Source organism: Deinococcus gobiensis I-0 (assembly GCF_000252445.1).
GTDB classification, from domain to species: Bacteria; Deinococcota; Deinococci; order Deinococcales; family Deinococcaceae; genus Deinococcus; species Deinococcus gobiensis.
In genome coordinates this window covers 2,999,997-3,024,062 of record NC_017790.1, presented here as the reverse complement: position 1 = coordinate 3,024,062, position 24,066 = coordinate 2,999,997, and the positions used below count along the sequence as shown (strand labels likewise).

Genomic DNA, 24,066 nt, shown 5'->3' with positions numbered 1-24,066 from the left:
GTGGCGCAGGGCACCTTCGGTTTCGGCGGCGCGCGGCTTGACTTCCGCATCCCTGGCCCGTACTCTTTTGTCCGCTGGTCCGGTAGTGTAGCGGTTAGCATATCTGCCTGTCACGCAGAAGGTCGCGGGTTCAAATCCCGTCCGGACCGCCAGAGAAGGAGCGCCCTGAACGGGGCGCTTTTTTCGTGCTTCGGCCCAGTGGTGGGGACGGCCTGCGGCTTGCCGCTCCATATGACACTCTGCGGCCCCCGGCTGTCCTATCATGCGCCCCGGTTTCGCACGGCGTCCGTTGAGTGGGCCTTTTGCCCGGCCTTCTCCGAACCCCGCGCACGGCGAGCCTATCCACACCCTGGGGAGGACGCCACGCAATGACTGCCACCAACACCAATTTCTCGACCACCGACGCCGCCGAACTGTACCAGGTGCCCAACTGGGCGGGCGGCTGGTTCCGCGTGTCCGACAAGGGCGCGCTCGAAGTCACCCCCGCGCCGGGCCTGCACGCCCCGCTGCGCGCCATCGTGGACGAGATCGTCGACCGGGGCGAGAGCCTGCCGGTCATCCTGCGCTTTCCGCAGGTGCTCGCCGGACGCGTCAAGCACCTGAACGAGGCCTTCCAGGCGGCCATCACCGAGTACAACTACAGCGGGCACTACCAGGGCGTGTTTCCGATCAAGGTCAACCAGCGCCGCATGGTCGTCGAGTCGGTGGCCGCCGCCGGCTACGACTACGCGCACGGCCTGGAGGCGGGCAGCAAGGCCGAGCTGGCCCTGTGCCTCGCCCAGAAGATGCACCCCGACGCCCTGCTGTGCTGCAACGGCTTCAAGGACGACGGCTTCATCAAGCTCGCGCTGTGGGGCCGCACGCTCGGCAAGAACGTGGTTATCACCATCGAGAAGTTCACCGAGCTCGAGCGCATCCTCAAGCAGGCCAGGGCGCTGGGGGTCAAGCCGGCCATCGGCGTGCGCTTCAAGCTGCACGCGCGCGGCTCGGGCCAGTGGGAGGAGTCGGGCGGCGACCAGGCCAAGTTCGGCCTGAACGCCTACGAGCTGCTGCGCGTGGTCGAGCGCCTGCGCGAGGAGAACATGCTCGACTCGCTGGTGATGCTCCACACCCACATCGGGTCGCAGATCACCGACATCCGCCGGGTGAAGGTCGCCGTGCGCGAGGCCACCCAGACCTACGCGGGCCTCATCGCGGCGGGCGCGCAGCTCAAGTACCTCAACGTGGGCGGCGGCCTGGGCGTGGACTACGACGGCTCCAAGACCACCTTCTACGCCTCAATGAACTACACGGTCAAGGAGTACGCCGCCGACGTGGTCTACACCGTGCAGGAGGTCTGCAAGGCGAGAAACGTGCCCGAACCCGTCATCGTCTCCGAGTCGGGCCGCGCCCTGACCGCCCACCACGCCGTTCTGATCCTGCCGGTGGTGGACGTGACCGGGCCGACCCGCGACCTGGAAAACCTCGCGCCGCCCAGCCCCGACAGCCACCAGGTCGTCAAGGACATGGAGGAGATCCTCGAGAAGATCACGGCGCGCAACTACCGCGAGTCCTACAACGACGCCGTGGGCGACAAGGGCACGCTGCACAACCTCTTCGACCTGGGCTACGTGACGCTGGGCGACCGGGCGCGCGGCGAGGCGCTGTTCAACGCCATCCTGCGCAAGATCGCCAAGCTCATCGCCAACGAGAAGTACGTCCCCGACGAGCTCGAGGACCTGCAAAAGGTGCTCGCCGACAAGTACATCTGCAACTTCTCGCTATTCCAGAGCCTGCCGGACAACTGGGCCATCCAGGCGCTGTTTCCCATCGTGCCGCTCGACCGCCTGGCCGAGAAGCCCACGCGGCAGGCGACGCTGGTGGACATCACCTGCGACTCTGACGGCAAGATCGAGAAGTTCATCGACCTGCGCGACGTGAAGGCCACGCTGCCCCTGCACGACCCCGGCGACAAGCCCTACTACCTGGGCGTGTTCCTGATGGGTGCGTACCAGGACGTGCTCGGCAGCGCGCACAACCTCTTCGGCAAGGTCAGCGAGGCGCACATCACGGTGCGGCCCGGCGGGCGCTTCAACATCGATCTCTTCGTGCGCGGCCAGAAGGCGCGGCGCATGATCGAGTCGATGGGCTACGAGGAACCCATGCTGCGTGACGCCATCGAGGACCAGGCCGACGCCGCCATCAAGGCCGGCATCCTGACCACCGACCAGGAAAACGAGCTGCTCGAGGACTACGGCGAGGAGCTGCTGGGCTACACCTACCTGGAGTACGAAAGCTGAGCACGCCGGGACCCGTCGCCCATATCACGACCCGCGCGGCGTGGGCGGCGGCGCGGGCGGTGGGCGAGTACGCGCCCCCCAGCCTGGGCACGCAGGGCTTCATCCACGCCTCGCGGCCGGATGGACAGCTTCTACGGGTTGCCGACTTTCTGTACCGGGGCCAGCCGGACCTCGTGGTGCTGCTCATCGCTCCCGAGCGGCTGCGGCCAGAGCTGCGCTGGGAGGCATTCGAGCCGGGCAGTGACCTCTTCCCGCACCTCTACGGCCCGGTCAATCTGGACGCGGTGGTGGCGGTGCTGGACTTTCCCCCTGAACCGGGCGGCACGTTCCGGTTGCCCGGAGCGCTCCGGGGGCCGTGAAACGGCGGACAGCGCCCGCCCCGGCCATCAGCCGGAGCGGGCGCTGCGCAGAAAGGCGTTACTTGTTGCTCTCGGTGGTCGTCGTCGTCGAGGTGCCGGCGGGCTGACCCGACGAATCGAAGGTCTTGGTGGTGGTGGTCGAGGAGGACGTCCCGCTGCCCTGGTTGCTGCAACCGGCGAGCAGGAGGGCGGCGGCCAGCAGCGGAAGGAGGCGTTTCATGGCTTCAGTGTCGAGCAAAAGCGGCCCTGTGGATGAGAGGTATGGAGCGGAAAATCTTGAGACGCCCATCCACTGCCGGTCAGCCGCAGCGGCCCGCTCGGCCGAACTGGCACGCCGCAGCCCATAGGAGGGGCCGCGCCGCGCTACCCTGTGCGTTATGTCGGATGCTCTCATCACGCTGGAAATCGAGAAACTTGTAGCGGGAGGCCTGGGGCTGGCCCGTGACGAGTCCGGCGTGGTCCTGGTGCGCGGCGCGCTGCCCGGCGAACGCGTCACTGCCCGCCTGCGCGCCGGCAAGGGCGTGCGCCAGGGCGACGTCGTCGAGGTGCTGCGCCGCAGCCCTGACCGCGTGGACGGCCCCGAGCTGCCCACCGCCGATCTGGCCTTCGCCACCTACGCCGCGCAGCTCGCCTTCAAGCGGGCCTTCGTCGAAGAAGCGCTGACCCGCATCGCCAAGGTGCGGCACACGGTCGGCGAGACGGTGCCCAGCCCGAGCGAGTGGCACTACCGCAACACCGCGCAGTACCTCGTGACGCCGCAGGGCCTCGCCTACCGTGAGCGCCGGGGCCACGGCCCGCAGGCCTTCACGCAGGACCCGCTCGTCATGGAGCAGATCCGCGCGGTGGCCGAGCGCCTCGACCCCGAGCACCTCGACCCCGCGACCGAGGTGGCCTTCCGGGCCAGCCAGCTCACCGGCGAGGTCGTCGCGGCGATCATCGGGGCGGGCGAGCCCCGGCAGTTTTTGCGGGCCAGCGACCACCTCATGGACTCGGGCGTGGTCGGCGTGTCGCTGGCGCAGCCGGCCGGGCGGCGTTTCAGCGCGGGCGTGCGCCTCATCGCCGGCGAGAGCGAGATCCGCGAGCAGTTCGGGCGCGTGCAGGTGAGCGTGTCGGCCACCGGTTTCGCGCAGGTGAACCCGGCGGCGGCGGGTCTGGCCTACGTGCGCGCCGCCGAACTGGCGGGCACGGGCGAGCACGCCGTGGACCTGTACGGCGGGGCCGGGGCCATCGCGCGCCACCTTTCGCCGAGTTTCCGGCGCGTGACGGTGCTCGACAGTTCCTCCGAGGCGCTGTCGCGCGGGCGGCAGGACGTGGCCCTGAGCGGCGAGAAGAACGTCACCTACCGCAGCGGCGACGCGGCCCGTTTCTCGGAGCTGGGGACCGACGTGATCGTCGTGGACCCTCCGCGCGCCGGGCTGGAGGCCGAGGCCCGCGAACAGATTCAGGCTTCGACCGCCGACCGGCTGGTGTACGTCTCGTGTGACCCGGCCACCTGGGCGCGCGACGTGGGCGAGTTCGCGCGCCGGGGCTGGAAGCTGGGCGAGGTCACGCCGCACGACTTCTACCCCCAGACCTCGCATGTCGAGATCGTGAGCGTGCTCAACCGCTGAGCTGGACCGGACAGCGCCGGGCCGGTGACAGAGGCGGGGCATTGCGTGCGGCCGGTGGAAGAGAGAGGCCGGAGAGGTGACAGGCAGGTTTCCGGCGCCTCTCCGGGCCGGCACGGACTCGCTGGGTCTTCGCCCTTCTCCCGGGTCCGTGGGGGCGGTGTGGGGCCGATCACCCGACCCCTGGGCCTGACACTCGGCGCTTTACCGAACGGTTAGAGACGGCCCGGCGCTCCGGCCTGCGCGCTAGGGTGCGGGCCGTGAACCGCGCCGCCCTTCTGCTGCCTCTGGCGCTCGTGCCGTTGCTGGCCGGGTGCCAGGACCGGCAGGCCCGCGCCGACCAGGCCGAGCTGGCCCGGCGGGTCACGGCGTTGGAGGCCGAGGTGCGGACCCTGCGTGGGCAGGGCGCGGTCCTGTCGCCGACCCTGCCCGAAGCCAGCGAGGCCACCGCGCGCGCCGCCGCCGGCAACTGCGCGACCGCCCTGGCCCGCACACTGGAGACCTACCGCAGCAGCAGCCTGGATACCCGCTACCCCACCCGTACCCAACTGGAGGAGCCGGATGCCTGCGCGGGCCTGCGGGTCGAATGGACCGCGCTGGAGGCGCAGAGCTACGCCTTCCGGGTGCAGTCGGCCCAGGGACAGGAACTTGCCCGTCAGAGCGGTCCCTGACGGGCGAGGCAGGTCCCTGACCTTGCCCCGGCTCAGCGCCGCTCGGTCCCCGTGACGGTGCGTGTGGTGTCGGGGGTTCTCCGGCTGCGGCCCATCAGCCCGAACAGGCCCAGCAGGCCCAGCAGGCCCCAGGGAAATTCGTTGCCTCGCGGAGCGCTCTCGGAGACGTTGCTGCTGGCCGACGAGTCGGTCGAACTGCCCGGCGCGGCCGTATCGGTGGAGTCGGTCGGCGTGGTGGTATCGGCGGGGGTGGTCGTGTCGGTGGTGTCCGGCGCGGCCGTATCGGTGCCGGGCGTCACCGGGTCCCCCGAGGTCCCCGGGTCGGTCGGTGTCGTGGTGCCGTCGGTGGAGGACTGCACCTGGACGTAGCCGGGCAGGGGCGCGGCGGCCAGGGCCACTGGAGAAGAGAGCAACAACGTGAGGGTCAGGGGCGTCGTGCGCATGAGAACTCCTTGAGCAGCGCGCCGGAATAGCCGAAGCGGAGACCGGACCTGTCTGTCGCCAGTCTGATTCGGCCTGCTCCGCCTGCGCTGAGAGGGGAACTGGCCGCCCCTTTAGTCCGCGCAGAGCGCCCCTGAACTCAATCTCAGGGCGGTTCTCCAGTCGAATGAACGCACCTTTATTTTCCGGGCAGGGCGTTCGGGGACGGCGCTGCTCCCTGGCCCCGCCCGCTCAAGCGTCCGGGGTCATGTCCTGCATGGCCCGCAGGACGGTCGTCATGTGGGTGTCGAGGTCCACGCCCAGCTCGCGCGCGCCCTGCTCGACCTCGTCGCGGTTGACCCCGGCGGCGAAGGCCCGGTTCCTGAAGCGCTTTTTCAGGCTGCTCAGCTCGACCTGCCGCACGTCCTTGTCGGGGCGCACGAGGGCGGCGGCCTGCACCAGCCCGGTCAGCTCGTCCACGGCGAACAGCGTCTGCGAGAGCCGGGTGGTGCGCGGCGTCCCCGTGAAGGCCGCGTGCCCCATGATCGCGTCGAGGACCTCGGGGGCCGTGTCGGTGTGCCCCCGCAGGTACGCCACGCCCCAGGCCGGGTGCTCGTCCGGGTGCAGCTCGTAGTCGAAGTCGTGCAGCAGCCCGGCGACGGCGTAGGTCTCCTCGTCCGCCGCCTCGCCGAGGCCGGCCCAGTGGCGGGCATAGGCGCGCATCGCCGCCTCGACGTTCAGCATATGCCGCCGCAGCGACTCGGAGGGCGTATGGTCCAGCATCAGGGCGTAGGCCTGCTCGCGGTTCATGGCCCCAGTCTAGGGGCGCGCCTCCGCCTACTGGCCGCCCAGGTACTGCGCCCACACGGGTTGCCAGTGCGCGAACTGTCCGTGGGCATATACCCCGAAGGTCGGCGCGCGCGGGCGGGTGCGCAGCGGCATCCCGGCCTCGTCGGGGGTGCGGTTGCCCTTGCGCTGGTTGCAGGCGCGGCAGGCGGTGGTCACGTTGTCCCAGCCGTGACGCCCGCCGCGCGAACGCGGCATGACGTGGTCGAGCGTGAGGTCGTCGGCGCTGCCGCAGTACTGGCAGGTGAAGGTGTCGCGCCGCAGCACGTTGCGCCGGTTGAAGGGCACGGGATGCACGCGCGGCCGGCGCACGTAGCGCCGCAGCCGGATGACGCTGGGAATCGGCAGGACGGTGCTGGGCGACCGGACCACCTCCGCGCTGTTTTGCAGCACCTCGGCCACGCCGTACTGGAGCAGCGTGATCGCCCGCTTGGCGCTCGTGACGTGCAGCGGTTCATAGGACGCGTTGAGCACCAGGACGCGCGGCGCGTTCAGGTCCGGTGCCGCGCGCGGTATGTGGACTTCTTCCCCTCCAGTTCCGGCCGTGTTCATGCCCCATTCTAGAGCGCCGTCATCAGGGAAATGTTGCGCCAGGTGGCTTAGCGCCGCGCCTGGACAGGGAAGCGGGACGGCCGGGTCCGCACGCGGCCGCAGAGGCCCGGCTCAGCCGGGGCGCAGGCCGCCGCGCATGAGTTCCAGGGTGCCGTCGGCGATGTACTGCACGGCCAGCGCGCCCAGCAGCACGCCCAGCACGCGCGTGACCACATGCACGCCGGTCACGCCGATGACCCGCCCGATCTGGCCGCTCAGGCGCAGGGCGAGGTAACACAGCCACAGCACGACGCCTGTCATGGCGAACACGGCCAGCAGCAGCACCGGGTTGCCGTGCGCCGTGTTCGCCTGGATCATGATGCTCGCCAGCGTGCCGGGTCCGGCGATGAGCGGGATCGCCAGCGGGAACACGCTGATGTCCTGGCGTTCCTGGGCCTCGCGCTCCTCCTCGGGGGTCTCCTTGCTGCCGCTGGGGCGCGCGAAGACCATGTCCAGCGCGATCATGAACAGCAGGATGCCCCCCGCGATGCGGAAGGCGCTCAGGCTGATGCCCAGGTGCTCGAGCAGGGCCCGGCCCACCAGCCCGAACAGCAGGATGATGCCGCCCGCCACCAGCGAGGCCTTGAGGGCGATGCGGCGGCGCTCGAAGGCGGGCCGGTTGCCGGCCAGCCCGATGAAGATGGGGGCCAGCCCGATGGGGTCCATGACCACCAGCATCGTCAGGAAGGTCTGGGTGATGATCGCCACGATCTCGGTGGTCATCACGGCCGCGCTCCCTGGGGACTGCGGGGCTGCACGCTCAGTTCGAGGCCCAGCATGTCGAGGATGGCCGAGAGGTGCGAGGTCGGGATGCTCTTTCCGCCCCCGACGAACTGCGCCACGGCGGGCTGCGAGATGCCCAGGCGCTCGGCCAGCGCGGTCTGGAATCCGCGTGGCTGCGCCCGGATCTGCTCACGGAGATAGTGTTCGGTCTGTTCCCAGGTCATCCGGTCAGCTTAACATGTTTATAATCTACAGACTATAATCTGTGGTCGCTTGGCAGATGCGCTGCCAGAACGGCGCGGGCCTGGCGTTCGGTGACCAGGGGAGGTCGGGGGCCCCCGGATGGCAGGAGAAGACGCGGAAACGGCCGCGCCTCCTGTATTCCGGGCGAGAAAGTATGCAGAGTGGGCGGGTCAGTCCGCCTTCGCGCCGCCCTGGGCTTCCAGGGCCACGGGCTGCCACTCGCGCCACAGGGCGAGGCGGCTCTCGTAGTCGCGGGTGGCAATGGCCAACGGCGCTTCGCCGAAGAACACGCGCAGGGGCGGCTCGGCGGCGTCCACGATCTTGAGGATGGGCCCGCGCGTGGCCTGCGGATCGCCGGGGGCCGCGACGCGGGACGCGCGGGCCTGGCGCATCTGCTCGTGGACCTCGGCATAGGCGTCCAGCGGCTGCGCGTGCCGGGCCGAGCTGCCGCCCCAGTCGGTGTCGAAGCCGCCCGGCTCGATGAGGGTCACGGAGATGCCCAGGGGCCGCACCTCGGTCGCCAGCGCCTGGCTGAAGCCCTCCAGCGCCCACTTGGAGGCGTTGTAGATGCCGATGCCCCCGAAGGCACTGATGCCCCCGATGCTCGACACCTGGATGATGTGGCCGCTGCCCTGCGCCCGCAGGAAGGGCAGCGCCGCCTGCGTGACCCACAGCGCCCCGAACACGTTCGTCTCGAACTGGTCGCGGACCTCGGCCTCGCTCAGTTCCTCGATCAGCCCGAACTGGCCGTACCCCGCGTTGTTCACGATCACGTCCAGGCGACCGAAATGGTCGTGGGCCTGCCGCACGGCCGCGAAGGCCGCCTCGCGGCTGTTCACGTCCAGCGTGAGGGGCAGCACCGCGTCGCCGTACTTCTCGACCAGCCCGTGCAGGCTCGCCGCGTCGCGGGCCGTCGCCGCCACACGGTCGCCCCGCTCCAGCGCCGCATCGGCCCACTCGTATCCGAAGCCCCGCGACGTTCCCGTGATGAACCAGACCTTGCCCATAACGCCCTCCCTGGCCCGCCGCGCGCCCGTCCAGGGGCAGGTGCGGGCCGTCCGCCGCCCTGAATACGCGCTCGGGACCGGCCGAACGGTGAGGCTGGCGGGTTTCTGAAGGCCGGGTCAAGAATGGAGGCCGGCGCGCGGCTCAGGGCCGGACGTCGATTTCCAGCGTGCCGTCGGCGGCCAGCGTCCGGCCGTCCGGGGCCGTCTGGGTGGCCTGCACGCCGGCCGTGAAGGTGTTGATGGCCGCGCCCTTCAGGACCGTGACCTGCACCGGAAAGACCTCGCCCGCCCGTACCGCCGCTTTCGGCAGCGTGACCACCACGCTGGGGGTGCTGCTCTGGGCCGCGAGCCGGAAGGTGCCGGGGTGGGTCTGGGGGGTATAGCCGCCGATGCGTCCGGTCAGCTCACGCGACTCGCCGCCGCGCAGCGACAGCGTGCTCACCGAGCGGGTGCCCGGGGTCGCCAGCACCACGTAGCCGCCCGCGCAGCCGGTCGTGCGCAGCTCGCCGATGTCGCGCGCGCCCACGTACAGCGCCGGCATCAGCGAGGCGACCACCAGGCCCAGCCCCAGGGCGGCGCGGCGCGGGCGGCGCCAGCTCAGGGCCGTGAAGCCCAGGCCGCCCGGCCCCAGCAGCAGCGGCATCGCCAGCGAGAGCAGCGTGCGGCCCGCGCAGGGGGTGGTCAGCAGGGCGTCGCCCAGGGCACGCACCCCGAAGGTCAGGAGCGCGCCCAGGCCCCAGCCCAGCAAGAAGGCCGGCAGGAACTCGCGCAGCCGGTAGGCCGGAAAGGCCTGCGGTTCGGGGACAGGAGAAAGCGGCGCGGTCATGCCTGCGAGCGTAGCGCCGCGCTGGGGGGACAGGTTGCTCTGCTGCCGGCGCGGCGCAGGGAGGTCAGTTGCTCGGGCGCTCCAGGCAACCGGGGCAGATGCCCATGAACTCCAGGCGCACGTCGGTCACCTGAAAGCCGCTGGGCAGCGCGGCCCGGGGCAGGTAGGGCAGCGCGCCGACCTCCACGTCGAAGATCGCGCCGCAACCCCGGCACACCGCGTGGTGGTGTTCCTCGCCCTCGTGGCGGTAGTCGTAGCGGGTCGCCTGCCCGGCACGCTCGATGGTGACCAGGACGCCGTCACGGACCAGGGCGTCGAGGGTGCGGTACACCGTTCCCAGGCTCACGCTGGGCAGTTGCTCGCGCACGGCCGCGTGAACCCCGGCCGCGTCGGGATGGGCGCGCGATGTCCGCAGAACCTCGATCACCGCCGCGCGCTGCTTGGTTTGCCGCACCATCGTCATAATGCCGCACTCTAGCAAACCCGCTCCACGCTTGCCGGAATCCTGCTCACGGTGTGCCGGACGGGGCCGCCGCGCGATCTCTGGACCCGGTCCAGTTGCCTTCCGTTCGGCTTTTCCCGTAAAACACAGAACCGAATGCCCCAGCGTCTGCTTCCCCTCCTCAGTGACCAGCCCCAGTCGGGCGAGGCGCTGGGCGCCCTGCTGGGCGTGAACCGCGTGACGGTCAGCACCCTGGCCCACCGTCTGGAACAGAGCGGCGTGCCGCTGCGGATCTCGCGCGCCGGGTACGCCCTCGAGCCGGGCACGCCGGTGCCGGCCCTGGTCGGGGTGCGCGGCGAGTTCGGGCGGGCGATGCGCTACGCCGGGACGGTGGGCAGCACCCAGGACGAGATCCGCGCCTGGGCCGACGACGCGCACGCCCCCGCCCCGCACGGCGCGGTGTGCGTGGCCGAGCGCCAGACCGGGGGCCGGGGCCGCCGGGGCCGCGCCTGGGACACCCGCAGCGGGGTGCTGGTGTTCAGCGTGCTGCTGCGGCGCGACCTGTCGCTGGCCGAGCTGGCCCTGGCCCCGCTGGCGGCCGGGGTCGCCCTGCACGCGGCGGCCACACGAGGAATGCCGGGGCGGCCCCTGGGCCTGAAGTGGCCCAACGACCTGCTGGCCCGTGACGGGCGCAAGGCGGCGGGCATCCTGCTGGAAGCCGAGCTGCGCGGCGAGGAAGCGCGCCGGGCGGTGCTGGGCATCGGCGTGAACGTCACGGCGGCCCCGCCCGGCGCGGCCTGCCTGGACGAGTGGCGGCCCGGCCTGACCCGCGCCGAGCTGCTGGGCGACACCCTCGCGGCGCTGGAACATTGGCTGGCGCAGCCGCCCGGCACCGTGCTGGACGCCTGGCGCGCGGCCAGCCTGACCCTGGGCCGCCCGGTCGAGGTCGCCACGCCGCGCGGCCCGGTCGCCGGGGTGGCCGAAGACCTCGACGCCAGCGGCAGCCTGCTCGTCCGCAGCCCCGACGGCATCCTGCACACCGTCAGCGCCGGGGACGTGCAGCTTGTCGGCGCGCTTTCGCCTTCTCATCCCCAAGGAGTTTCCCCATGACCCAGACCACCTATCCCACCCTGTCCCGCACGCTGGCCCCCGCCCGGGGCCTGACCCGCGACCTCCTGCTCGTCGCGGGCGGCGCGGCCTTCGTCTCGCTGCTCGCGCAGGCCGAGGTGCCCCTGCATCCTGTGCCGGTCACGCTCCAGACCCTGGGCGTGCTGCTGGTTGGCGCAGCGCTGGGCTGGAAACGGGGTTTCGCGGCGCTGGCGCTGTACCTCGCGCTGGGCGCGGCGGGCCTGCCGGTCTTCGCGGGTGGCAGCGGCTCGTTCGCCAAGTTCCTGGGGCCGACCGGCGGCTACCTGCTGAGCTATCCGCTGGCCGCCGCGCTCGTGGGCTTTCTGGCGCAGCGCTTCGGGCTGGACCGCCGCATCTGGGGCGCGGCCCTGGCCATGCTGGTGGGTAGCGTCGTCATCTACGCGCTGGGGCTGCCCTGGCTGGGGGCCGTGACCGGCCTGCGTGGGCAGGCGCTGCTGCACGCGGGGCTTACCCCCTTCGTGCTGGGCGACGCCCTCAAGCTGGGGCTGGCTGCCCTGCTGCTGCCGGGGGCCTGGTCGCTGACCCGCCGCTGAGCCTGACCAATCAGCAACACCCCCCCATCTTCACCCGGATGGGGGGGTGGTCTATATAGAGGTGGTTCGGAGCGGGGTGTCGATGACTCCCACACCGGAGAGAAGACCCGCTGCCGAACCGCGCCCAGCATGGCGGGCCGGCAGAAGCCGGCGCATCCGCCGAAAGTGGGAGTGGAACGCCCGGACTTACTCCGCCAGGGCGGGCACGCTGGGCACTTCCGGGGCGTTGCCGGTGCGGATGGCGCTCAGGACGCGGGCGCGGATCTCCTGCTCCATCTCGGGGCGCTCGGAGATGTAGGCGATGGCCTTTTCCTTGCCCTGGCCGATGCGTTCCTCGCCGTAGCTGTAGAAGGACCCCGACTTCTTGATGATGTCCATGTCGGCCGCCAGCGTCACGAGGTCGCTGAGCTGGTCGAAGCCCTTGCCGTACACCAGGGCCAGTTCGACTTCCTTGAAGGGCGCGGCGACCTTGTTCTTCACGGTCTTGACCTTCACGGTGTTCGCCACGGCGTCGTTGCCGACCTTGATGGGCTGGCCGATCTTGCGCACGTCCAGACGCACCGAGGCGTAGAACTTCAGCGCGCGCCCGCCGGTCGTGGTTTCGGGGTTGCCGTACATCACGCCGATCTTCTCGCGCACCTGGTTGATGAAGATGGCGGCGGTGCCGGTCTTGGACAGGATGGCGGTGAGCTTGCGCAGGGCCTGCGACATCAGGCGGGCCTGGAGGCCGGGGAGGCTGTCGCCCATCTCGCCCTCGATTTCGGCGCGCGGGGTCAGCGCGGCGACCGAGTCCACCACGACCACGTCGATGGCGCCCGAGCGCACGAGCAGCTCCATGATTTCGAGCGCCTGCTCGCCGTTGTCGGGCTGCGACACGAGCAGTTCGTCGGTGTTCACGCCCAGGGCGCGGGCGTACACGGGGTCCAGCGCGTGCTCGGCGTCGATGAAGGCGCAGGTGCCGCCCGCCTTCTGCGACTGCGCGACGATGCTCAGGGCCAGGGTGGTCTTGCCGCCCGACTCGGGGCCGTAGATCTCGGTGACGCGGCCCTTGGGGATGCCGCCCACGCCCAGCGCGAGGTCCAGGCTCAGGCTGCCGGTGCTCACGGTCTGCACGTCGAGCTTGCTCTCGGCGCCGAGCTTCATGATGCTGCCCTTGCCGAAGGCCTTCTCGATCTGGCTCATGGCCGTCTCGATGGCCTTCATGCGTTCCTTGGCGTCGCTGGGGGCAGTGATTTCCTTGGTGGCGTCTTTGCTCATGGCGTCTCCTGATGGGCCTCTTGGCCGGAAATGTCGTCGGGTGCGCTGGGGCTGATGGGCCGGGGACGGCTCCGGCTGCCCTGAAAGCGGAAAGAACTCTCGGTCTCGTAGATCGGGCCGGTCTTACGGAGGATGCTGCGCATGAGCGCCGCGCCGCTGGCCTGCCAGCCCAGATCGAAGGTGAGGGGCGGCACGCGCGGGGCCGGGCCCTTCTTGCGCGCCAGGGTGATGTGCGCCTTGAAATTCAGGTCGTCGGTCTCCAGCCCCAACGCCTGGATGCCGGCGCGCAGGTCGGCCGCCAGCTCGTCCAGGCCGTCGGCCTCGACCTTCACGAACCACACGCGGGGGCTGCCCTCGTTGGGAAAGTAGCCGGTGCCGCGCAGGCGCAGGTCCATCGGCGCGCGCTCGCCCATCAGCCGCAGGCCCAGGGCATTGAGGTCGCCCACCCGCGCGGGCGGTACGGCCGGCAGGTAGGCCAGGGTCACGTGCATCTGGTCGGCGCGTACCGAACGCCAGTTGCCCTTGAGCCGGCTCTGGACCTGCGCGAGGGGCGCGGCGACCTCGGTCGGCACCTTGAGGGCATAGAACAGCCGGACGGTAGAGGGGGTGTGGGTCCGGTCCTCCGGCTGGGCCGGGCTGCCGGGCCGGGCCGGACGGGGCCGACTGGCGACGGCTGGACCGGCCGCCGACTTCGCGGGTGCTGCGGCTCCTGACTTCCCAGGAGCGGCCTTGGGCGCGGCGGGCTTGCCGGGACCAGTGCGGACCTTCACGGAACCCCCCTTGCCGGCTGGACCTCCCGGAGTCATAGGGATTCCTCGGCGGCCGGGCGCAGGGCGCGGTAGGCCAGTGCCAGGGCGGCGACGGCGGCGCGCTCACGTACCTGGTCGGGGGCGCCGCCCCAGTCGATGCGGGCGGTCTTGCTGCGGCCTTCCACATCCACGGCCACGAAGGCCTGCCCGGCGTTCTCGCCGCGCGTGTTCACGACCACGCTCAGGCCCACGTCGGAGGCGAGGTGCTCGCGCGCCCCGGCGGCGAGCTCGCGGGCGGCCCCCTCGCTGACCAGCCCGGCGTCGCGCAGCGTGACCGGCGTCAGGCCCAGGGTGATCAGGCGGGCGTGGTCGGTCGTGACGGCGGCGTCGTGAAAGCCCGCCTCGTCGGCCAGCAGGGTGCTGAGCATGCCCGCACTCCCCGCCTCGATGACCCCCAGGGTGCGGCCCCCGAGCAGCTTGCCCACGGCCCCGGCCAGGGTGTCGTCGTCCTCGCCCCAGGTCCAGCGGGCCAGGTCGGCGCGCACGCCTTCGAGCACCGGCTGGGCCAGCGCGCGGGCCTCGCCCTCGCTCGGGGCGCTCGCCGCCACGCGGACGTCCACGCCCGTCTTGCGGAAATAGGTCGCCACGCTGGGGTTGGCCTGGCGGGTCAGGGCGCCCAGACGCTCGGCCACGTCGCTCTCGCCGAGGCCCTGGGTGTGCACGGTCACGGCGTACAGCGCCTGATCGGGCAGCGGCAGCCGGGGCACGACCTGCTCGCGCCACATCTGGTTCATCTCGCGGGGCGGGCCGGGCATGGCGACCACGTACTGCGGCCGGCCCCCCTCGCCCGTCAGGCGCACGAACCAGCCCGGCGCGGTGCCGACCGGGTTGGGCAGCGCCTCGGCCGAGGGAATGAGCCAGGCCTGCTTGCGGTTGATCTGCGGCATGACGCGGCCGCGCGCGGAATACAGGCCCTCGAGCCACGCGATCAGCCCGGGGTCCTCGGCGGGCGTCTCGCCCAGCGCGGCGGCGATGGCCTCGCGGCTGAGGTCGTCGTCGGTCGGTCCCAGGCCCCCGCCCACCAGCACGAGGTCGGCGCGCGACAGGGCCAGCCGCACGGCGTCCGTCACGCGGCCGAGGTTGTCCCCCAGGACCGTCTTGCGGTGCAGGTTGACGCCCCGGGCCCCCAGTTCGCGGGCCAGAAAGGCGGCGTTGCTGTCGACGATCTCGCCGAACAGCAGTTCCGTGCCTACGCTGATGATTTCTGCTAGAAGCATAACAACCTCAAGGAAGTATAGGTCAAAACTGAATAAAACGCCAGAGCTTTCACCCGCCGAGTGTACGGGTCGGCGGGTGATCCTGGGGGGTGCACAGGTGCAGAGTGGCGGGTCCGGATGGCCGGCGGCGGGACGCCCCGCAAGGATGGATGTTCCAGCGCGCCGCGCTCAGGCGATGGGCGTCCCGGCCGGCTGTCCGGGCCGCTGCCACAGGCCGCCGGCCACGCCGGGCAGGAGGTTCCCGCCCTCCACCAGCCGCTCGCCGCGCCGCCAGACCGTCTCGACGCGGTGTGAGAACCGGCGGCCCAGAAAGGGCGACCAGGGATGACGCGAGTGCAGATGATCGGCGCGCAGGGTCCAGGGCGCGTCCGGGCGCACGAGCACGAGGTCGGCGTCGAAGCCCGGCGCGACCCGGCCCTTGCGGTCCCCCAGCCCCGCGAGCCGGGCCGGGTTGCCCGAGAGCAGGCGCGACAGCCGGGCCACGTCCACGCCCCGGCGCGTGCCCTCGTCGAGCAGCAGCGGCAGCGTGAGCTGGAGGCCGTTGATGCCCCCCCAGGCCCGCCAGATGTCGTCGCCGGCCTTGTCGGCCATTGGCGCGGGCGAGTGGTCGCTGGCGAGGCAGTCCACCGTGCCGGCCTGCACCGCCGCCCACAGCCCCTCGACCCGCCCGGGGTCGCGCAGCGGCGGCGCACACTTGGCGACCGCGCCCAGCCGCAGGAAGTCCCCGTCGGTCAGGGTCAGGTGGTGGGCACAGACCTCGGTGGTCACGTCCTGACCCGCCGCCCGGGCCGCCGCCGCTGCGGCCAGCGACTCGGGCAGGCTGAGGTGGACGAGGTGCAGCGCGCAGCCGGTGTCGCGCGCGAACAGCAGTGCCCGCTGGACCGCTTCCAGCTCGGAGACGGGCGGGTGGGCTTCGAGCCACGCCGCCGGGTCATGGCGGCCCCGCGCCCGCAGGTCGCGCGACAGGCCGTGGATCAGGGCGCTGTTCTCGGCGTGGACCGCCAGGCGTGCCCCCAGCCCCGCCAGCGTGCCCATGCCGGAGTACAGGACATGGTCGGGCGCGTGCCGGAAGCTGCCGTCGTCGATTTCCAGCATGAAGGCCTTGAAGCCGCACACCCCGGCCGCGTGCAGCCCCGGCAGCTCGGCGCGGTTGTCGTCCATCAGGCCGCCCCACAGCGCGTAGTCCACCCGCGACCCGGCGCTCGCCGCCGCGACCTTCAGGCGCAGGGCGTCCACGTCCACGGTCGCCGGAATGGCGTTCAGGGGCATCTCGACCACGGTGGTCACGCCCCCGGCGGCGGCGGCGCGGCTGCCGTGCGCCCAGCCCTCCCAGTGGCCGCGCCCCGGCTCACTGAAATGGACATGAGGGTCCACCACCCCGGGCAGCAGCAGCAGGCCGCGCGCGTCCACGGTGCGTTTCGCGGCCCCCAGCTGCGCCTCCACGGCCACGATCTGGCCGCCCTCCACCCCCACTACCGCCTCCTGCAGGCCGCCGGGGAGGGCCACCCGCGCCCCTTCGATCTTCAGGTCCAGCACTGCGTCTCCTTCAACACTGCGTCTCCATTAACATCGCGCCTCCACAGTAGGCAGAAAAGGGCGACGCGGGAGCTTATGCCCGCGCCGCCACGACGGTGCCGTATTCAGTCGCCCACGGCTGGGGTGATCGGCGCGCCGCCCAGGTTGGCGAGGCGCTCGCGGGCGCTCAGGGCGTAGTAGAAGACGCCGCCCAGCAGCACGCCCGTGAACCACGCGAAGTTCGCCAGGCCCTTGAGCGCCGGGACGAAGTTGATGGCGAGGCCCATGAGCACGGCCGGCACGAGCGCCCACACCGCCGAGAGGTTCCAGCCGCCCTGGTACCAGTAGCGGCTCTGTGGCCCGGCCACGTACAGGCTGTCGAGGTCGATCTGCTGGCGCTTGACGAGGTAGAAGTCCACGAGCAGGATGCCGAACAGCGGCCCGATGAAGGCGGCGAGCGTATCCAGGGTCAGGTGGATGACGCCGGGGTTGTTGAACAGGTTCCAGGGCGTGATGAACACCGACGCTGCGGCCGCGATGAAGCCCCCGGTGCGCCAGGAGATGTGCTTGGGCGCCACGTTGGAGAAGTCGAAGGCGGGCGAGACGAAGTTGGCGACGATGTTGATGCCGATGGTCGCCGTGACGAAGGTGAAGGCCCCCAGCACCACCGCGAACGAGTTGTCGATGAGGGCGACCGTCTCGATGGGATCCGTGATGAGCTTGCCGAAGACCGGCAGCGTGCCCGAGGTCGTGATCACCGTCACCAGACTGAACAGCAGGAAGTTGACCGGCAGGCCCCAGAAGTTGCCGCGCTTGACCGCCGCGAAGTTCTGGCCGTAGCGCGAGAAGTCCCCGAAGTTCAGCATGGGGCCGCTGAAGTACGACACCACCAGGGCGACCGCCGTGAGCATCGGGAACAGCACGGCCGCCCCGGTGTATTTCACCTCGCCCAGATTCAGGTTCACCTTGCCCCCGGCGCGGATGAAGATGTAGGCGGCCAGCGCGAACATCACGACGTACACGGCTGGGCCGGCGAAGTCGATGAATTTCTTGATGGCGTTCATGCCGAACCAGAACACGACGGCCTGCAATACCCACATGGTCAGGAAGCCCGCCCAGCCCAGCGTCGAGAGGCCCAGGAAACTGTTCTGCGCCAGCGGCTGAAGGTCGGGAAAGAAGCGCAGCAGCACGAGCACCAGCGCCGAGGACGCCAGATAGGTCTGGATGCCGTACCACGCGACCGCGATCAGCCCCCGGATGATGGCGGGCACGTTGGCCCCCAGCACCCCGAAAGACAGGCGGCTGATGACGGGGTAGGGCACGCCGGTCATCTGGCTGGGTTTGGCGACCAGATTGGCGAACAGGTTCACGATCAATATGCCGGCCAGCAGCGAGATCAGCACCGGCAGCGGGCCGATGCCCAGCGCGAAGAGGCTCCCCGCGAAGACGTAGCCGCCGACCGAGTGCACGTCGCTCATCCAGAAGGCGAAGATGTTGTACCAGTTCCAGGTCTGGGGCCGCAGCGGCGCGAGGTCCTCGTTGTAGAGGCGGTCGCTGTACTCGGGGCGGCGTTCGAAGGTGGTGGCTCCGGCTCCGTGGCTCATACGTCCCTCCGGGAAATGCTGGCCCGCCTGCTCCCGGCGTGCCGTCTGAAAAAAGTGTAAGGATAGATTGTGCACAATTTCAAGGGCAGATTTTAAAACGTTCGCAAAAACTTAGACAAATTGCAAAAAACTTCAGCTCGAAGCGTTCGAGATGGCCCGGTGTGAACCATCGGCCTGATCAGGCCTCCGAAAGACCCCCTGTGGGACAATGTCGGCGCGGTATGTGGAACGACCAGAGCATCTACGACTGTCTGATCCGGGCGCTGGGCGAGCAGCAGCTTCCGCCCGGCACGCGCCTGCCCGAGCACCAGCTCGCGGGGCTCTTCGGCGTGAGCCGCGAGACGGTGCGCCGGGTCCTGCTGCGCCTGGGCGAGAAGAAATACGTCGAGCTGCGGCGCAACGCGGGCGCGCGCGTCTACGCCCCCGAGCCCGCCGACGTGGCCGACATCTTTCATGCGCGGCGCACGGTCGAGGCCGAGACGGCGCGCCTGGCCTGCACGCGCGCGGCCGCCGGCGACCTCGCGGCGCTGCGGGAGACGCTGGCGCAGGAGCACGCCGCATTGGCCGCCGGGGACGCGCCCCGCGCCATCCGGCTCTCGGGCGAGTTCCACCTGTCGGTGGCGCGCATCGGCGGCAACACCCTCCTGACCGCCTTCCTGGCCGAACTGATCGTGCAGAGTTCGCTGGCGCTGGCGCTGTACGGCCGCTCGGCCCCCGACACCTGCCGCGAGCAGGACCACGCCGGGCTGCTGCGCGCCCTGGAACGCGGCGACGAGGAGGGCGTGGTGCCCCTGATGGACGCCCACCTGCGCGGCATCGAGGCCCGGCTGGGCCCGCGCCCCGCCCGCCAGCGCAAGGTGGACCTGGGCACGGCGCTGGGGCTCTCGCTGCTGGCGGCCGACTGAGCCGGGGGCGCAGAGGGGGAGGCGCGGGCGACCTTCGCCGGCACATCCCCACCTGCCTCACCGCGCGCCTTTGCCCGGGCCTCTAGACTGGGCCGCATGACGGGACCTGTGGGAAAAAGGCAGTGGGCAGGACAAAAAACACCTCTTCGCAGGTGGTCCTGTTCGCGGCCGGCCTCCCGCCTCCCGCACCCCGGGGACCGCCTGTGAGCGCCATCTACCAGCGCGCCCGGCCCATCCGCTGGGAGGACGTGGTCGGGCAGGAACATGTCAAGGACGTGCTGCGCGCCGCCCTCGAACAGGGGCGGGTGGGCCACGCCTACCTGTTCTCGGGGCCGCGCGGCGTGGGCAAGACGACCACCGCGCGCCTCATCGCCATGACGGCCAACTGCCAGAGCGGGGGTCCCAAGCCCTGCGGCGAGTGCGAGAGCTGCCTGGCCGTGCGGGCCGGCGCTCACCCCGACGTGATGGAAATCGATGCGGCGAGCAACAACAGCGTGGACGACGTGCGCGACCTCCGCGAGAAGGTCGGGTTGGCGGCCATGCGCGGTGGCAAGAAGATCTACATCCTCGACGAGGCCCACATGATGTCGCGGGCGGCCTTCAACGCCCTTCTCAAGACGCTGGAGGAGCCGCCCGGCCACGTCATCTTCATTCTGGCGACGACCGAGCCCGAGAAGATCATTCCGACGATCCTCTCGCGCTGTCAGCATTACCGTTTCCGGCGCCTGACGCCCGAGGAGATCGCCGGCAAGCTGGCGGGGCTGGCCCAGACTGAGGGTCTGCGGGCTGACCCCGACGCCCTGGCGCTCATCGGCCGCCTCGCCGACGGGGCCATGCGCGACGGCGAGAGCCTGCTGGAGCGGATGCTCGCGGCGGGTACGGCGGTCACGCGCGCGGCGGTCGAGGAGGCGCTGGGCCTGCCCCCCGGCGAGCGGGTGCGCGCGGTCGCCTCGGCGCTCGTGCTGGGCGACGCGGGCACGGCGCTCCAGGGTGCGGCGCAGCTCTACCGCGACGGCTTCGCGGCGCGCACGGTGGTCGAGGGGCTGGTGGGGGCCTTCGGGATGGCCCTGCACGCCGAACTGGGCATCGGCGGGGCGGACCAGGCCGGCGAGGCCCGGCTGGAAGGGGCGGACGTACCCCGGCTGCTGAAGTTGCAGGCAGCCCTCGACGAACAGGTCTCGCGCTTTGCCCGCTCGGCCGACGGCCTGAGCCTCGAACTGGCCCTGACCCACGCCCTGCTCGCCACCGAGGGACCGGCGACGGCCGCGAGCGCCCCGGCCAGTGCGGCCGGCCTACCCGCCGACCTGGCCGCCCGCCTGAACCGGCTGGAAAAGGAACTGGCGACGCTGCGGGAAACCCCGCGCGCCGCTGCCCAGGCCCAGGCCGCCGCGCCCGTGGCCGCGCCGCGCCGCGAGTCGCCCGCCGCGCGCGCCCTGCCCGAGGCCGAGGTGGCCCAGGTTGCCGCGCCCGCCGCGCTCCAGGGCCACTGGGACGACGTGGTGCGGCAGGCGAGCATGCAGCTCCGGGCCTTTCTCAAGCCTGCGCGCCGCCACGCCGAACCCGGCTACGTGAGCCTGAGTTACGACGAGAAGAACGTCTTCCATGCCAAGCAGGTCGCCACCAAATTCGACGAGGTGCTGCGGCTGGTGCGGGCCGTCTTCGGGCCGGTGACCTTCGAGCTGATCGCCCCCGAGGGCCTGGGCCGCCGCCAGGGGGCCGGGGGCGGCCCAGGCGGGGGCGCGGGGTCGGCTCCTGTGCCGCGCCCCGCCCCACCCGAGCCGCCCCGCACGCCCCCGGTCCGCGCCGCCCAGCCGCAAACGGCCGCCGAGATTCCCGATTTCGACCCGGTGCCGCGCCGAAGCAGCCGGGGCCCGAGCTTCGAGCCGCTGGAAACGGCTCCGGCGGTGACGCCGGCCAGCACTGGCCCGGTTTCGGGGGCGCCGGGTACGCCGCCGCCGCGCCCGGCCACCCGGCCCGCCAGCGTGGCGACGATGGACCCGCCGCGCGCCGCCGCCCCGGCCCAGACGCCGCCGCCGCGTCCGGCGGGCGTGCAGGGCCGCGTGCCTCCGCCCAGTCCCGACGACGTGGCCCCGGCCCCGTTGCCCCGTCCGGCCCCCGCGCCCTGGGAGGAGGAGCATGTCGCCGATGGGCCGCCCGCCCCCGCCGACGCCCAGGGCGGCGACCGCATGCCGCCGGCCGACGCTGCGCGCGAACGCGAGCTGTACCTCGCCGAACCGATCACCGAGGAGCCCGACTGGGGAGACCTGGGCGGTCCGGTGGCCTACGACGAGGGCGGCAGCGGGGTGCCTGACCTGAGCGGCGCTCCCTTCGCCGAGCTGTCGGCCCCGCGCCCCGCGCCCCGCCCGGCCCCGCAGCCTGCGGCCCAGCCACAGACCGTGGCCCAGACGGCGGCTCCTGCCCGCCCCGGCGATATCCGCGCGCACCCCATGTACGAGGACATCAAGGGCCGCTTTTCGGGCCGCGTGCGCGAGATCGGCAAGAACCGCCGCGTGCAGGCCGAGGTCGCGGAGCCGGCGGGCGGCGACGAGGACACGGCCGAGGCCTGAACGGGCCGCGTTTCGTGTGGCCCTCATGCCGGTGCGCTAGCCTGGACCCTAACGTATGACTCCCGCCCTGCCGCGCCGCGCTCTCCTTCTGGCCCTGACCCTCGCGCTGGCGCTGCCGGCTCCTGCCCAGGTGGCCCTGCCGCCGGACGCCGCGGCCCCGGTGACGACGCCCCCGGCCACCACGCCTCCGGCCGATTCGGCCACGCCGGCCCCTGCCCCCGCCGACCCTGCGGTGCCGGGCGACGGCGGTGGGGCCGATACGGGCAGCGGTGGCAGCGCCGCGCCGTCCGGCAGCCCGGTGTCCTCTTCGGGGACGGCGCTGCCGGCGACCTCCCCGTCCGACATTCCGGTGACGCCGCCCACCGTGGCCCCGGAGCCGGTGCCGGCCGTCCCTGCGACGCCTGTTCCGGTCACCCCCGTGCCTGTGACTCCTGTGCCCGTGACTCCTATGCCCGTGACTCCTGTGCCCGTGACCCCGGTGCCGGCCGCGCCTAAGCCGGCCGCGCCGACCTCGCCCACGGCCCCGGACCCCGTGACCGTGCGTGGCCTGTGGGTGGACGCCTTCGGCCCGGGCCTCAAGACCCGCGCGCAGGTGGCGCAGATGGTGGACGAGGCCGTGAAGCTCGGCGTGAATACTCTGTTCGTGCAGGCCATCCGGCGTGGCGACTGCCTGTGCATGAAGAGCGGGCTGCCGCTGGCGACCGACCCCGACCTGGAAAAGAACTTCGATCCGCTCGCCATCGCCGTGCGGCTCGGGCACGCGCGCGGCCTGCGGGTCATCGCCTGGGCCAGCGTGACGGGTGTCGCCAACACCGCCGCGCCCAACACGAGCCCCCTGCACGTCATGCGCACGCACGGCCCGGATTCGGGCAAGAACTCCTGGCTGGCCCGCCGCCCCGACGGCACCTGGCAGGAGGGCAGCGACGGCTGGCTCGACGCGGGGATTCCCGAGGCCGCCGACTTCATGGTCAACAGCGTCACCAGTCTGGTGCGCAACTACGATGTGGACGGCGTGCAGCTCGACCGCATCCGCTATCCCGACGGCGGCGCGTGGGGTTACGATCCCAAGACGGTCGCGCGCTACGCCGCCGAGACCGGCGCGAAGGGGACGCCCATTCCCGGCGACCCCGCGTGGCAGGCCTGGAAGCGCGAGCAGGTCACGGCCCTGGTGCGCCGCATCGCCCTAGAGGTCAAGAGCGTGCGCCCGACCGCCTGGATGAGCGCGGCGACCATCACCTACGGCCCGGCCCCCCGCATCACCGACCCCTCGGCCTTCCGGCGCTCGCGGCCCTACACCGACGTGCTTCAGGACTGGCCGACCTGGGTGCGCGAGGGCCTCATCGACCTGAACGTGCCCATGAACTACAAGCGCGACGGCGTGGCCGACCAGGGCGCGTGGTTCGACGGCTGGAACAGCTATGCGGCCAGCGTGCGCACCCGCGCCGACGGCGTGCTGGCCCCCCTGGCGGTGGGCACGGCCATGTACCTCAACTCGCCGGCCGTCACGGCCGCGCAGGCGTCGCGCAGCGTGGGGGCCGGCCTGGGCTGGGTGGGCTACTCCTACCGCAGCCCGACCCCCGGCGTCATCGCCGGCCAGCAGACGACCGCGCAGGGCCTGGAGAGCGTGGGCACCGCGCTGCGCGCCAAGGGCGAGCCGCTCGCCGCGCCGCTGCGCTGGACGGCCGAACCGCCCAGCCTGCGCGGCCTGATGGGCCGGGTCGTGGGGACCGCGCAGCCCGGCGGGCGCGTGGTTGAGGCCTGGCAGGGCGGCAAGCTGGTCGCCACGGGCCTGACCGACGGAAGCGGCTACTACGGGTTCCTGACGCTGCCGGCCGGCAAGACCGAGGTCCGGGTCAGTGGCCAGCGCTGGAGCGACACCGTGCCTGCGCGCGGCGTGGCGCGTCTGCCCGACCTGCTCGCGCGCGACGTCGCCCCGCTGCGGCGCTAGGCGGGCGGGGGACCGGTCCGGGCCGCTAGACTCCGGCCATGACCGACCCCCACAAGGAGGGCCAGCCCGGCCCCAGCCTGACGCCGACCGAGTTCCGCGAGACGCTGGGGCGCTTCGCCAGCGGCGTGACCGTCATCACGGCCCGGAGCGGCGACGAGCGCCGGGGCATGACCGCCAACGCCTTCGTGTCGGTGAGCCTCACGCCTCCGCTGATCCTGGTCAGCGTGGACCACCGCGCGCACATGCTCTCGCTGCTGAGCGACGATGCGGTCACGCATTTCGGGGTCAATATCCTGGGAGCCAACCAGCGCCATCTCAGCACGCATTTCGCGGGCAAGCCGGGGCCGGAGGAGCAGGTGCCCTGGTTCGAGCACGAGGGCCTGCCCCTGATCGGCGGGACGGTCGCGCAGCTCGTATGCCGCAAGGAACGCCTGATCGGGGCGGGCGACCACACCCTGGTGCTGGGCCACGTCGAGTACAGCCGCTACACCGACGACGATCCCCTGCTGTACTTCCGGGGTCAATACCACGAGCTGGGCTGAGGCGCG

General features: G+C 71.7%; 24 protein-coding genes and 1 tRNA gene. 11 read left to right on the top strand and 14 right to left on the bottom strand.

Annotated elements, in window-relative coordinates:
• The first annotated feature begins 76 nt into the window (after positions 1-76).
• The 3 genes from DGO_RS14480 to DGO_RS14470 all read left to right on the top strand — a co-directional run bounded on the left by DGO_RS14480 (position 77) and on the right by DGO_RS14470 (position 2,638).
• Positions 77-152 (top strand) — tRNA-Asp (locus DGO_RS14480).
• Between the two features lie 216 nt (positions 153-368).
• Entirely contained in the window at positions 369-2,279 is a 1,911-nt protein-coding gene (gene speA / locus DGO_RS14475) for a biosynthetic arginine decarboxylase (RefSeq protein WP_014686255.1), read from the top strand.
• A 59-nt stretch (positions 2,280-2,338) separates the two neighbouring features.
• Positions 2,339-2,638, top strand: a complete 300-nt coding sequence (locus DGO_RS14470; protein WP_014686254.1) for a DUF952 domain-containing protein — start codon at positions 2,339-2,341, stop codon at positions 2,636-2,638.
• Positions 2,639-2,696: 58 nt separating this feature from the next.
• Here DGO_RS14470 and DGO_RS23875 read toward each other — a convergent pair whose 3' ends face one another.
• On the bottom strand, positions 2,697-2,858 hold the full coding sequence (locus DGO_RS23875; protein WP_169331017.1) for a hypothetical protein: 162 nt from the start codon (positions 2,856-2,858) through the stop codon (positions 2,697-2,699).
• 157 nt (positions 2,859-3,015) lie between these two features.
• Here DGO_RS23875 and DGO_RS14465 point away from each other — a divergent pair, with 157 nt between their 5' ends.
• Together DGO_RS14465 and DGO_RS14460 are read left to right on the top strand one after the other, a co-directional pair.
• Complete coding sequence (locus tag DGO_RS14465; RefSeq protein ID WP_014686252.1) at positions 3,016-4,248, top strand: class I SAM-dependent RNA methyltransferase; 1,233 nt, start codon at positions 3,016-3,018, stop codon at positions 4,246-4,248.
• 257 nt (positions 4,249-4,505) lie between these two features.
• Positions 4,506-4,916: a hypothetical protein gene (locus tag DGO_RS14460; protein ID WP_083847370.1), complete on the top strand. Its 411-nt coding sequence runs from the start codon at positions 4,506-4,508 to the stop codon at positions 4,914-4,916.
• A 32-nt stretch (positions 4,917-4,948) separates the two neighbouring features.
• On the opposite strand, the gene DGO_RS14455 is transcribed toward DGO_RS14460, so the two are convergent.
• The 8 genes from DGO_RS14455 to DGO_RS14420 form a co-directional block, all read right to left on the bottom strand.
• The gene (locus DGO_RS14455; RefSeq protein WP_014686250.1) at positions 4,949-5,359 is read right to left on the bottom strand and encodes a WGxxGxxG-CTERM domain-containing protein; all 411 of its coding nucleotides are present in this window, start codon (positions 5,357-5,359) and stop codon (positions 4,949-4,951) included.
• A 229-nt stretch (positions 5,360-5,588) separates the two neighbouring features.
• A complete protein-coding gene (locus tag DGO_RS14450; protein WP_014686249.1) occupies positions 5,589-6,146 on the bottom strand; it encodes an HD domain-containing protein in 558 nt (185 codons plus the stop codon).
• 27 nt (positions 6,147-6,173) lie between these two features.
• Positions 6,174-6,734, bottom strand: coding sequence for an HNH endonuclease (locus DGO_RS14445; RefSeq protein ID WP_043802646.1), 561 nt, complete (start codon positions 6,732-6,734; stop codon positions 6,174-6,176).
• A gap of 111 nt (positions 6,735-6,845) precedes the next feature.
• The gene (locus DGO_RS14440) at positions 6,846-7,496 is read right to left on the bottom strand and encodes a MarC family protein (RefSeq protein ID WP_043803911.1); all 651 of its coding nucleotides are present in this window, start codon (positions 7,494-7,496) and stop codon (positions 6,846-6,848) included.
• Positions 7,496-7,720, bottom strand: coding sequence for a helix-turn-helix domain-containing protein (locus DGO_RS14435; protein ID WP_014686246.1), 225 nt, complete (start codon positions 7,718-7,720; stop codon positions 7,496-7,498). Before DGO_RS14435 ends, DGO_RS14440 begins: the two co-directional genes overlap by 1 nt.
• Positions 7,721-7,909: 189 nt before the next feature.
• On the bottom strand, positions 7,910-8,746 hold the full coding sequence (locus tag DGO_RS14430) for an SDR family oxidoreductase (protein WP_014686245.1): 837 nt from the start codon (positions 8,744-8,746) through the stop codon (positions 7,910-7,912).
• A 142-nt stretch (positions 8,747-8,888) separates the two neighbouring features.
• Positions 8,889-9,572: a hypothetical protein gene (locus DGO_RS14425; protein ID WP_043802645.1), complete on the bottom strand. Its 684-nt coding sequence runs from the start codon at positions 9,570-9,572 to the stop codon at positions 8,889-8,891.
• Positions 9,573-9,636: 64 nt separating this feature from the next.
• Positions 9,637-10,035: a Fur family transcriptional regulator gene (locus tag DGO_RS14420; protein ID WP_014686243.1), complete on the bottom strand. Its 399-nt coding sequence runs from the start codon at positions 10,033-10,035 to the stop codon at positions 9,637-9,639.
• A gap of 135 nt (positions 10,036-10,170) precedes the next feature.
• Between DGO_RS14420 and DGO_RS14415 the strand changes: the two genes are divergently transcribed.
• Together DGO_RS14415 and DGO_RS14410 are read left to right on the top strand one after the other, a co-directional pair.
• Positions 10,171-11,124 (top strand): biotin--[acetyl-CoA-carboxylase] ligase, encoded by a 954-nt coding sequence (locus tag DGO_RS14415; RefSeq protein WP_014686242.1) that lies wholly within the window; start codon positions 10,171-10,173, stop codon positions 11,122-11,124.
• Positions 11,121-11,696, top strand: coding sequence for a biotin transporter BioY (locus DGO_RS14410; protein WP_014686241.1), 576 nt, complete (start codon positions 11,121-11,123; stop codon positions 11,694-11,696). Before DGO_RS14415 ends, DGO_RS14410 begins: the two co-directional genes overlap by 4 nt.
• 186 nt (positions 11,697-11,882) lie before the next feature.
• On the opposite strand, the gene recA is transcribed toward DGO_RS14410, so the two are convergent.
• The 5 genes from recA to DGO_RS14385 all read right to left on the bottom strand — a co-directional run bounded on the left by recA (position 11,883) and on the right by DGO_RS14385 (position 18,098).
• The gene (gene recA, locus DGO_RS14405; RefSeq protein WP_014686240.1) at positions 11,883-12,953 is read right to left on the bottom strand and encodes a recombinase RecA; all 1,071 of its coding nucleotides are present in this window, start codon (positions 12,951-12,953) and stop codon (positions 11,883-11,885) included.
• Positions 12,950-13,723, bottom strand: coding sequence for an RNA 2',3'-cyclic phosphodiesterase (thpR, locus tag DGO_RS14400; protein WP_226991387.1), 774 nt, complete (start codon positions 13,721-13,723; stop codon positions 12,950-12,952). The genes recA and thpR overlap by 4 nt, the downstream gene beginning before the upstream one ends.
• A gap of 32 nt (positions 13,724-13,755) precedes the next feature.
• Positions 13,756-14,979: a CinA family nicotinamide mononucleotide deamidase-related protein gene (locus DGO_RS14395; protein WP_014686238.1), complete on the bottom strand. Its 1,224-nt coding sequence runs from the start codon at positions 14,977-14,979 to the stop codon at positions 13,756-13,758.
• A gap of 168 nt (positions 14,980-15,147) precedes the next feature.
• The gene (gene allB / locus DGO_RS14390; RefSeq protein ID WP_043802640.1) at positions 15,148-16,515 is read right to left on the bottom strand and encodes an allantoinase AllB; all 1,368 of its coding nucleotides are present in this window, start codon (positions 16,513-16,515) and stop codon (positions 15,148-15,150) included.
• Positions 16,516-16,619: 104 nt separating this feature from the next.
• A complete protein-coding gene (locus DGO_RS14385; RefSeq protein ID WP_014686236.1) occupies positions 16,620-18,098 on the bottom strand; it encodes an NCS1 family nucleobase:cation symporter-1 in 1,479 nt (492 codons plus the stop codon).
• 221 nt (positions 18,099-18,319) lie between these two features.
• On the opposite strand from DGO_RS14385, the gene DGO_RS14380 reads away from it, so the two are divergent.
• The 4 genes from DGO_RS14380 to DGO_RS14365 all read left to right on the top strand — a co-directional run bounded on the left by DGO_RS14380 (position 18,320) and on the right by DGO_RS14365 (position 24,060).
• The gene (locus DGO_RS14380; protein WP_014686235.1) at positions 18,320-19,003 is read left to right on the top strand and encodes a GntR family transcriptional regulator; all 684 of its coding nucleotides are present in this window, start codon (positions 18,320-18,322) and stop codon (positions 19,001-19,003) included.
• 203 nt (positions 19,004-19,206) lie between these two features.
• Positions 19,207-21,570 carry a DNA polymerase III subunit gamma/tau gene (gene dnaX / locus DGO_RS14375; protein ID WP_014686234.1) on the top strand — a complete coding sequence of 788 codons (2,364 nt, stop codon included), beginning with the start codon at positions 19,207-19,209 and terminating at the stop codon, positions 21,568-21,570.
• Between the two features lie 55 nt (positions 21,571-21,625).
• Complete coding sequence (locus DGO_RS14370) at positions 21,626-23,518, top strand: family 10 glycosylhydrolase (protein WP_083847309.1); 1,893 nt, start codon at positions 21,626-21,628, stop codon at positions 23,516-23,518.
• Positions 23,519-23,556: 38 nt separating this feature from the next.
• Positions 23,557-24,060 carry a flavin reductase family protein gene (locus DGO_RS14365; protein WP_043802636.1) on the top strand — a complete coding sequence of 168 codons (504 nt, stop codon included), beginning with the start codon at positions 23,557-23,559 and terminating at the stop codon, positions 24,058-24,060.
• The last annotated feature ends 6 nt before the right edge of the window (positions 24,061-24,066 follow it).

What these genes read in the sequence shown, in the direction of transcription:
- DGO_RS14465 (WP_014686252.1), top strand. Translation starts at nt 3,016, where the DNA reads ATGTCGGATGCTCTCATCACGCTGGAAATCGAGAAACTTGTAGCGGGA.
- speA (WP_014686255.1), top strand. Translation starts at nt 369, where the DNA reads ATGACTGCCACCAACACCAATTTCTCGACCACCGACGCCGCCGAACTG.
- DGO_RS14455 (WP_014686250.1), bottom strand. Translation starts at nt 5,359, where the DNA reads ATGCGCACGACGCCCCTGACCCTCACGTTGTTGCTCTCTTCTCCAGTG.
- DGO_RS14445 (WP_043802646.1), bottom strand. Translation starts at nt 6,734, where the DNA reads ATGAACACGGCCGGAACTGGAGGGGAAGAAGTCCACATACCGCGCGCG.
- DGO_RS23875 (WP_169331017.1), bottom strand. Translation starts at nt 2,858, where the DNA reads ATGAAACGCCTCCTTCCGCTGCTGGCCGCCGCCCTCCTGCTCGCCGGT.
- DGO_RS14420 (WP_014686243.1), bottom strand. Translation starts at nt 10,035, where the DNA reads ATGACGATGGTGCGGCAAACCAAGCAGCGCGCGGCGGTGATCGAGGTT.
- DGO_RS14395 (WP_014686238.1), bottom strand. Translation starts at nt 14,979, where the DNA reads ATGCTTCTAGCAGAAATCATCAGCGTAGGCACGGAACTGCTGTTCGGC.
- DGO_RS14430 (WP_014686245.1), bottom strand. Translation starts at nt 8,746, where the DNA reads ATGGGCAAGGTCTGGTTCATCACGGGAACGTCGCGGGGCTTCGGATAC.
- DGO_RS14415 (WP_014686242.1), top strand. Translation starts at nt 10,171, where the DNA reads ATGCCCCAGCGTCTGCTTCCCCTCCTCAGTGACCAGCCCCAGTCGGGC.
- DGO_RS14450 (WP_014686249.1), bottom strand. Translation starts at nt 6,146, where the DNA reads ATGAACCGCGAGCAGGCCTACGCCCTGATGCTGGACCATACGCCCTCC.
- DGO_RS14440 (WP_043803911.1), bottom strand. Translation starts at nt 7,496, where the DNA reads ATGACCACCGAGATCGTGGCGATCATCACCCAGACCTTCCTGACGATG.
- DGO_RS14410 (WP_014686241.1), top strand. Translation starts at nt 11,121, where the DNA reads ATGACCCAGACCACCTATCCCACCCTGTCCCGCACGCTGGCCCCCGCC.
- DGO_RS14370 (WP_083847309.1), top strand. Translation starts at nt 21,626, where the DNA reads ATGACTCCCGCCCTGCCGCGCCGCGCTCTCCTTCTGGCCCTGACCCTC.
- DGO_RS14365 (WP_043802636.1), top strand. Translation starts at nt 23,557, where the DNA reads ATGACCGACCCCCACAAGGAGGGCCAGCCCGGCCCCAGCCTGACGCCG.
- DGO_RS14425 (WP_043802645.1), bottom strand. Translation starts at nt 9,572, where the DNA reads ATGACCGCGCCGCTTTCTCCTGTCCCCGAACCGCAGGCCTTTCCGGCC.
- recA (WP_014686240.1), bottom strand. Translation starts at nt 12,953, where the DNA reads ATGAGCAAAGACGCCACCAAGGAAATCACTGCCCCCAGCGACGCCAAG.
- DGO_RS14385 (WP_014686236.1), bottom strand. Translation starts at nt 18,098, where the DNA reads ATGAGCCACGGAGCCGGAGCCACCACCTTCGAACGCCGCCCCGAGTAC.
- DGO_RS14435 (WP_014686246.1), bottom strand. Translation starts at nt 7,720, where the DNA reads ATGACCTGGGAACAGACCGAACACTATCTCCGTGAGCAGATCCGGGCG.
- DGO_RS14380 (WP_014686235.1), top strand. Translation starts at nt 18,320, where the DNA reads ATGTGGAACGACCAGAGCATCTACGACTGTCTGATCCGGGCGCTGGGC.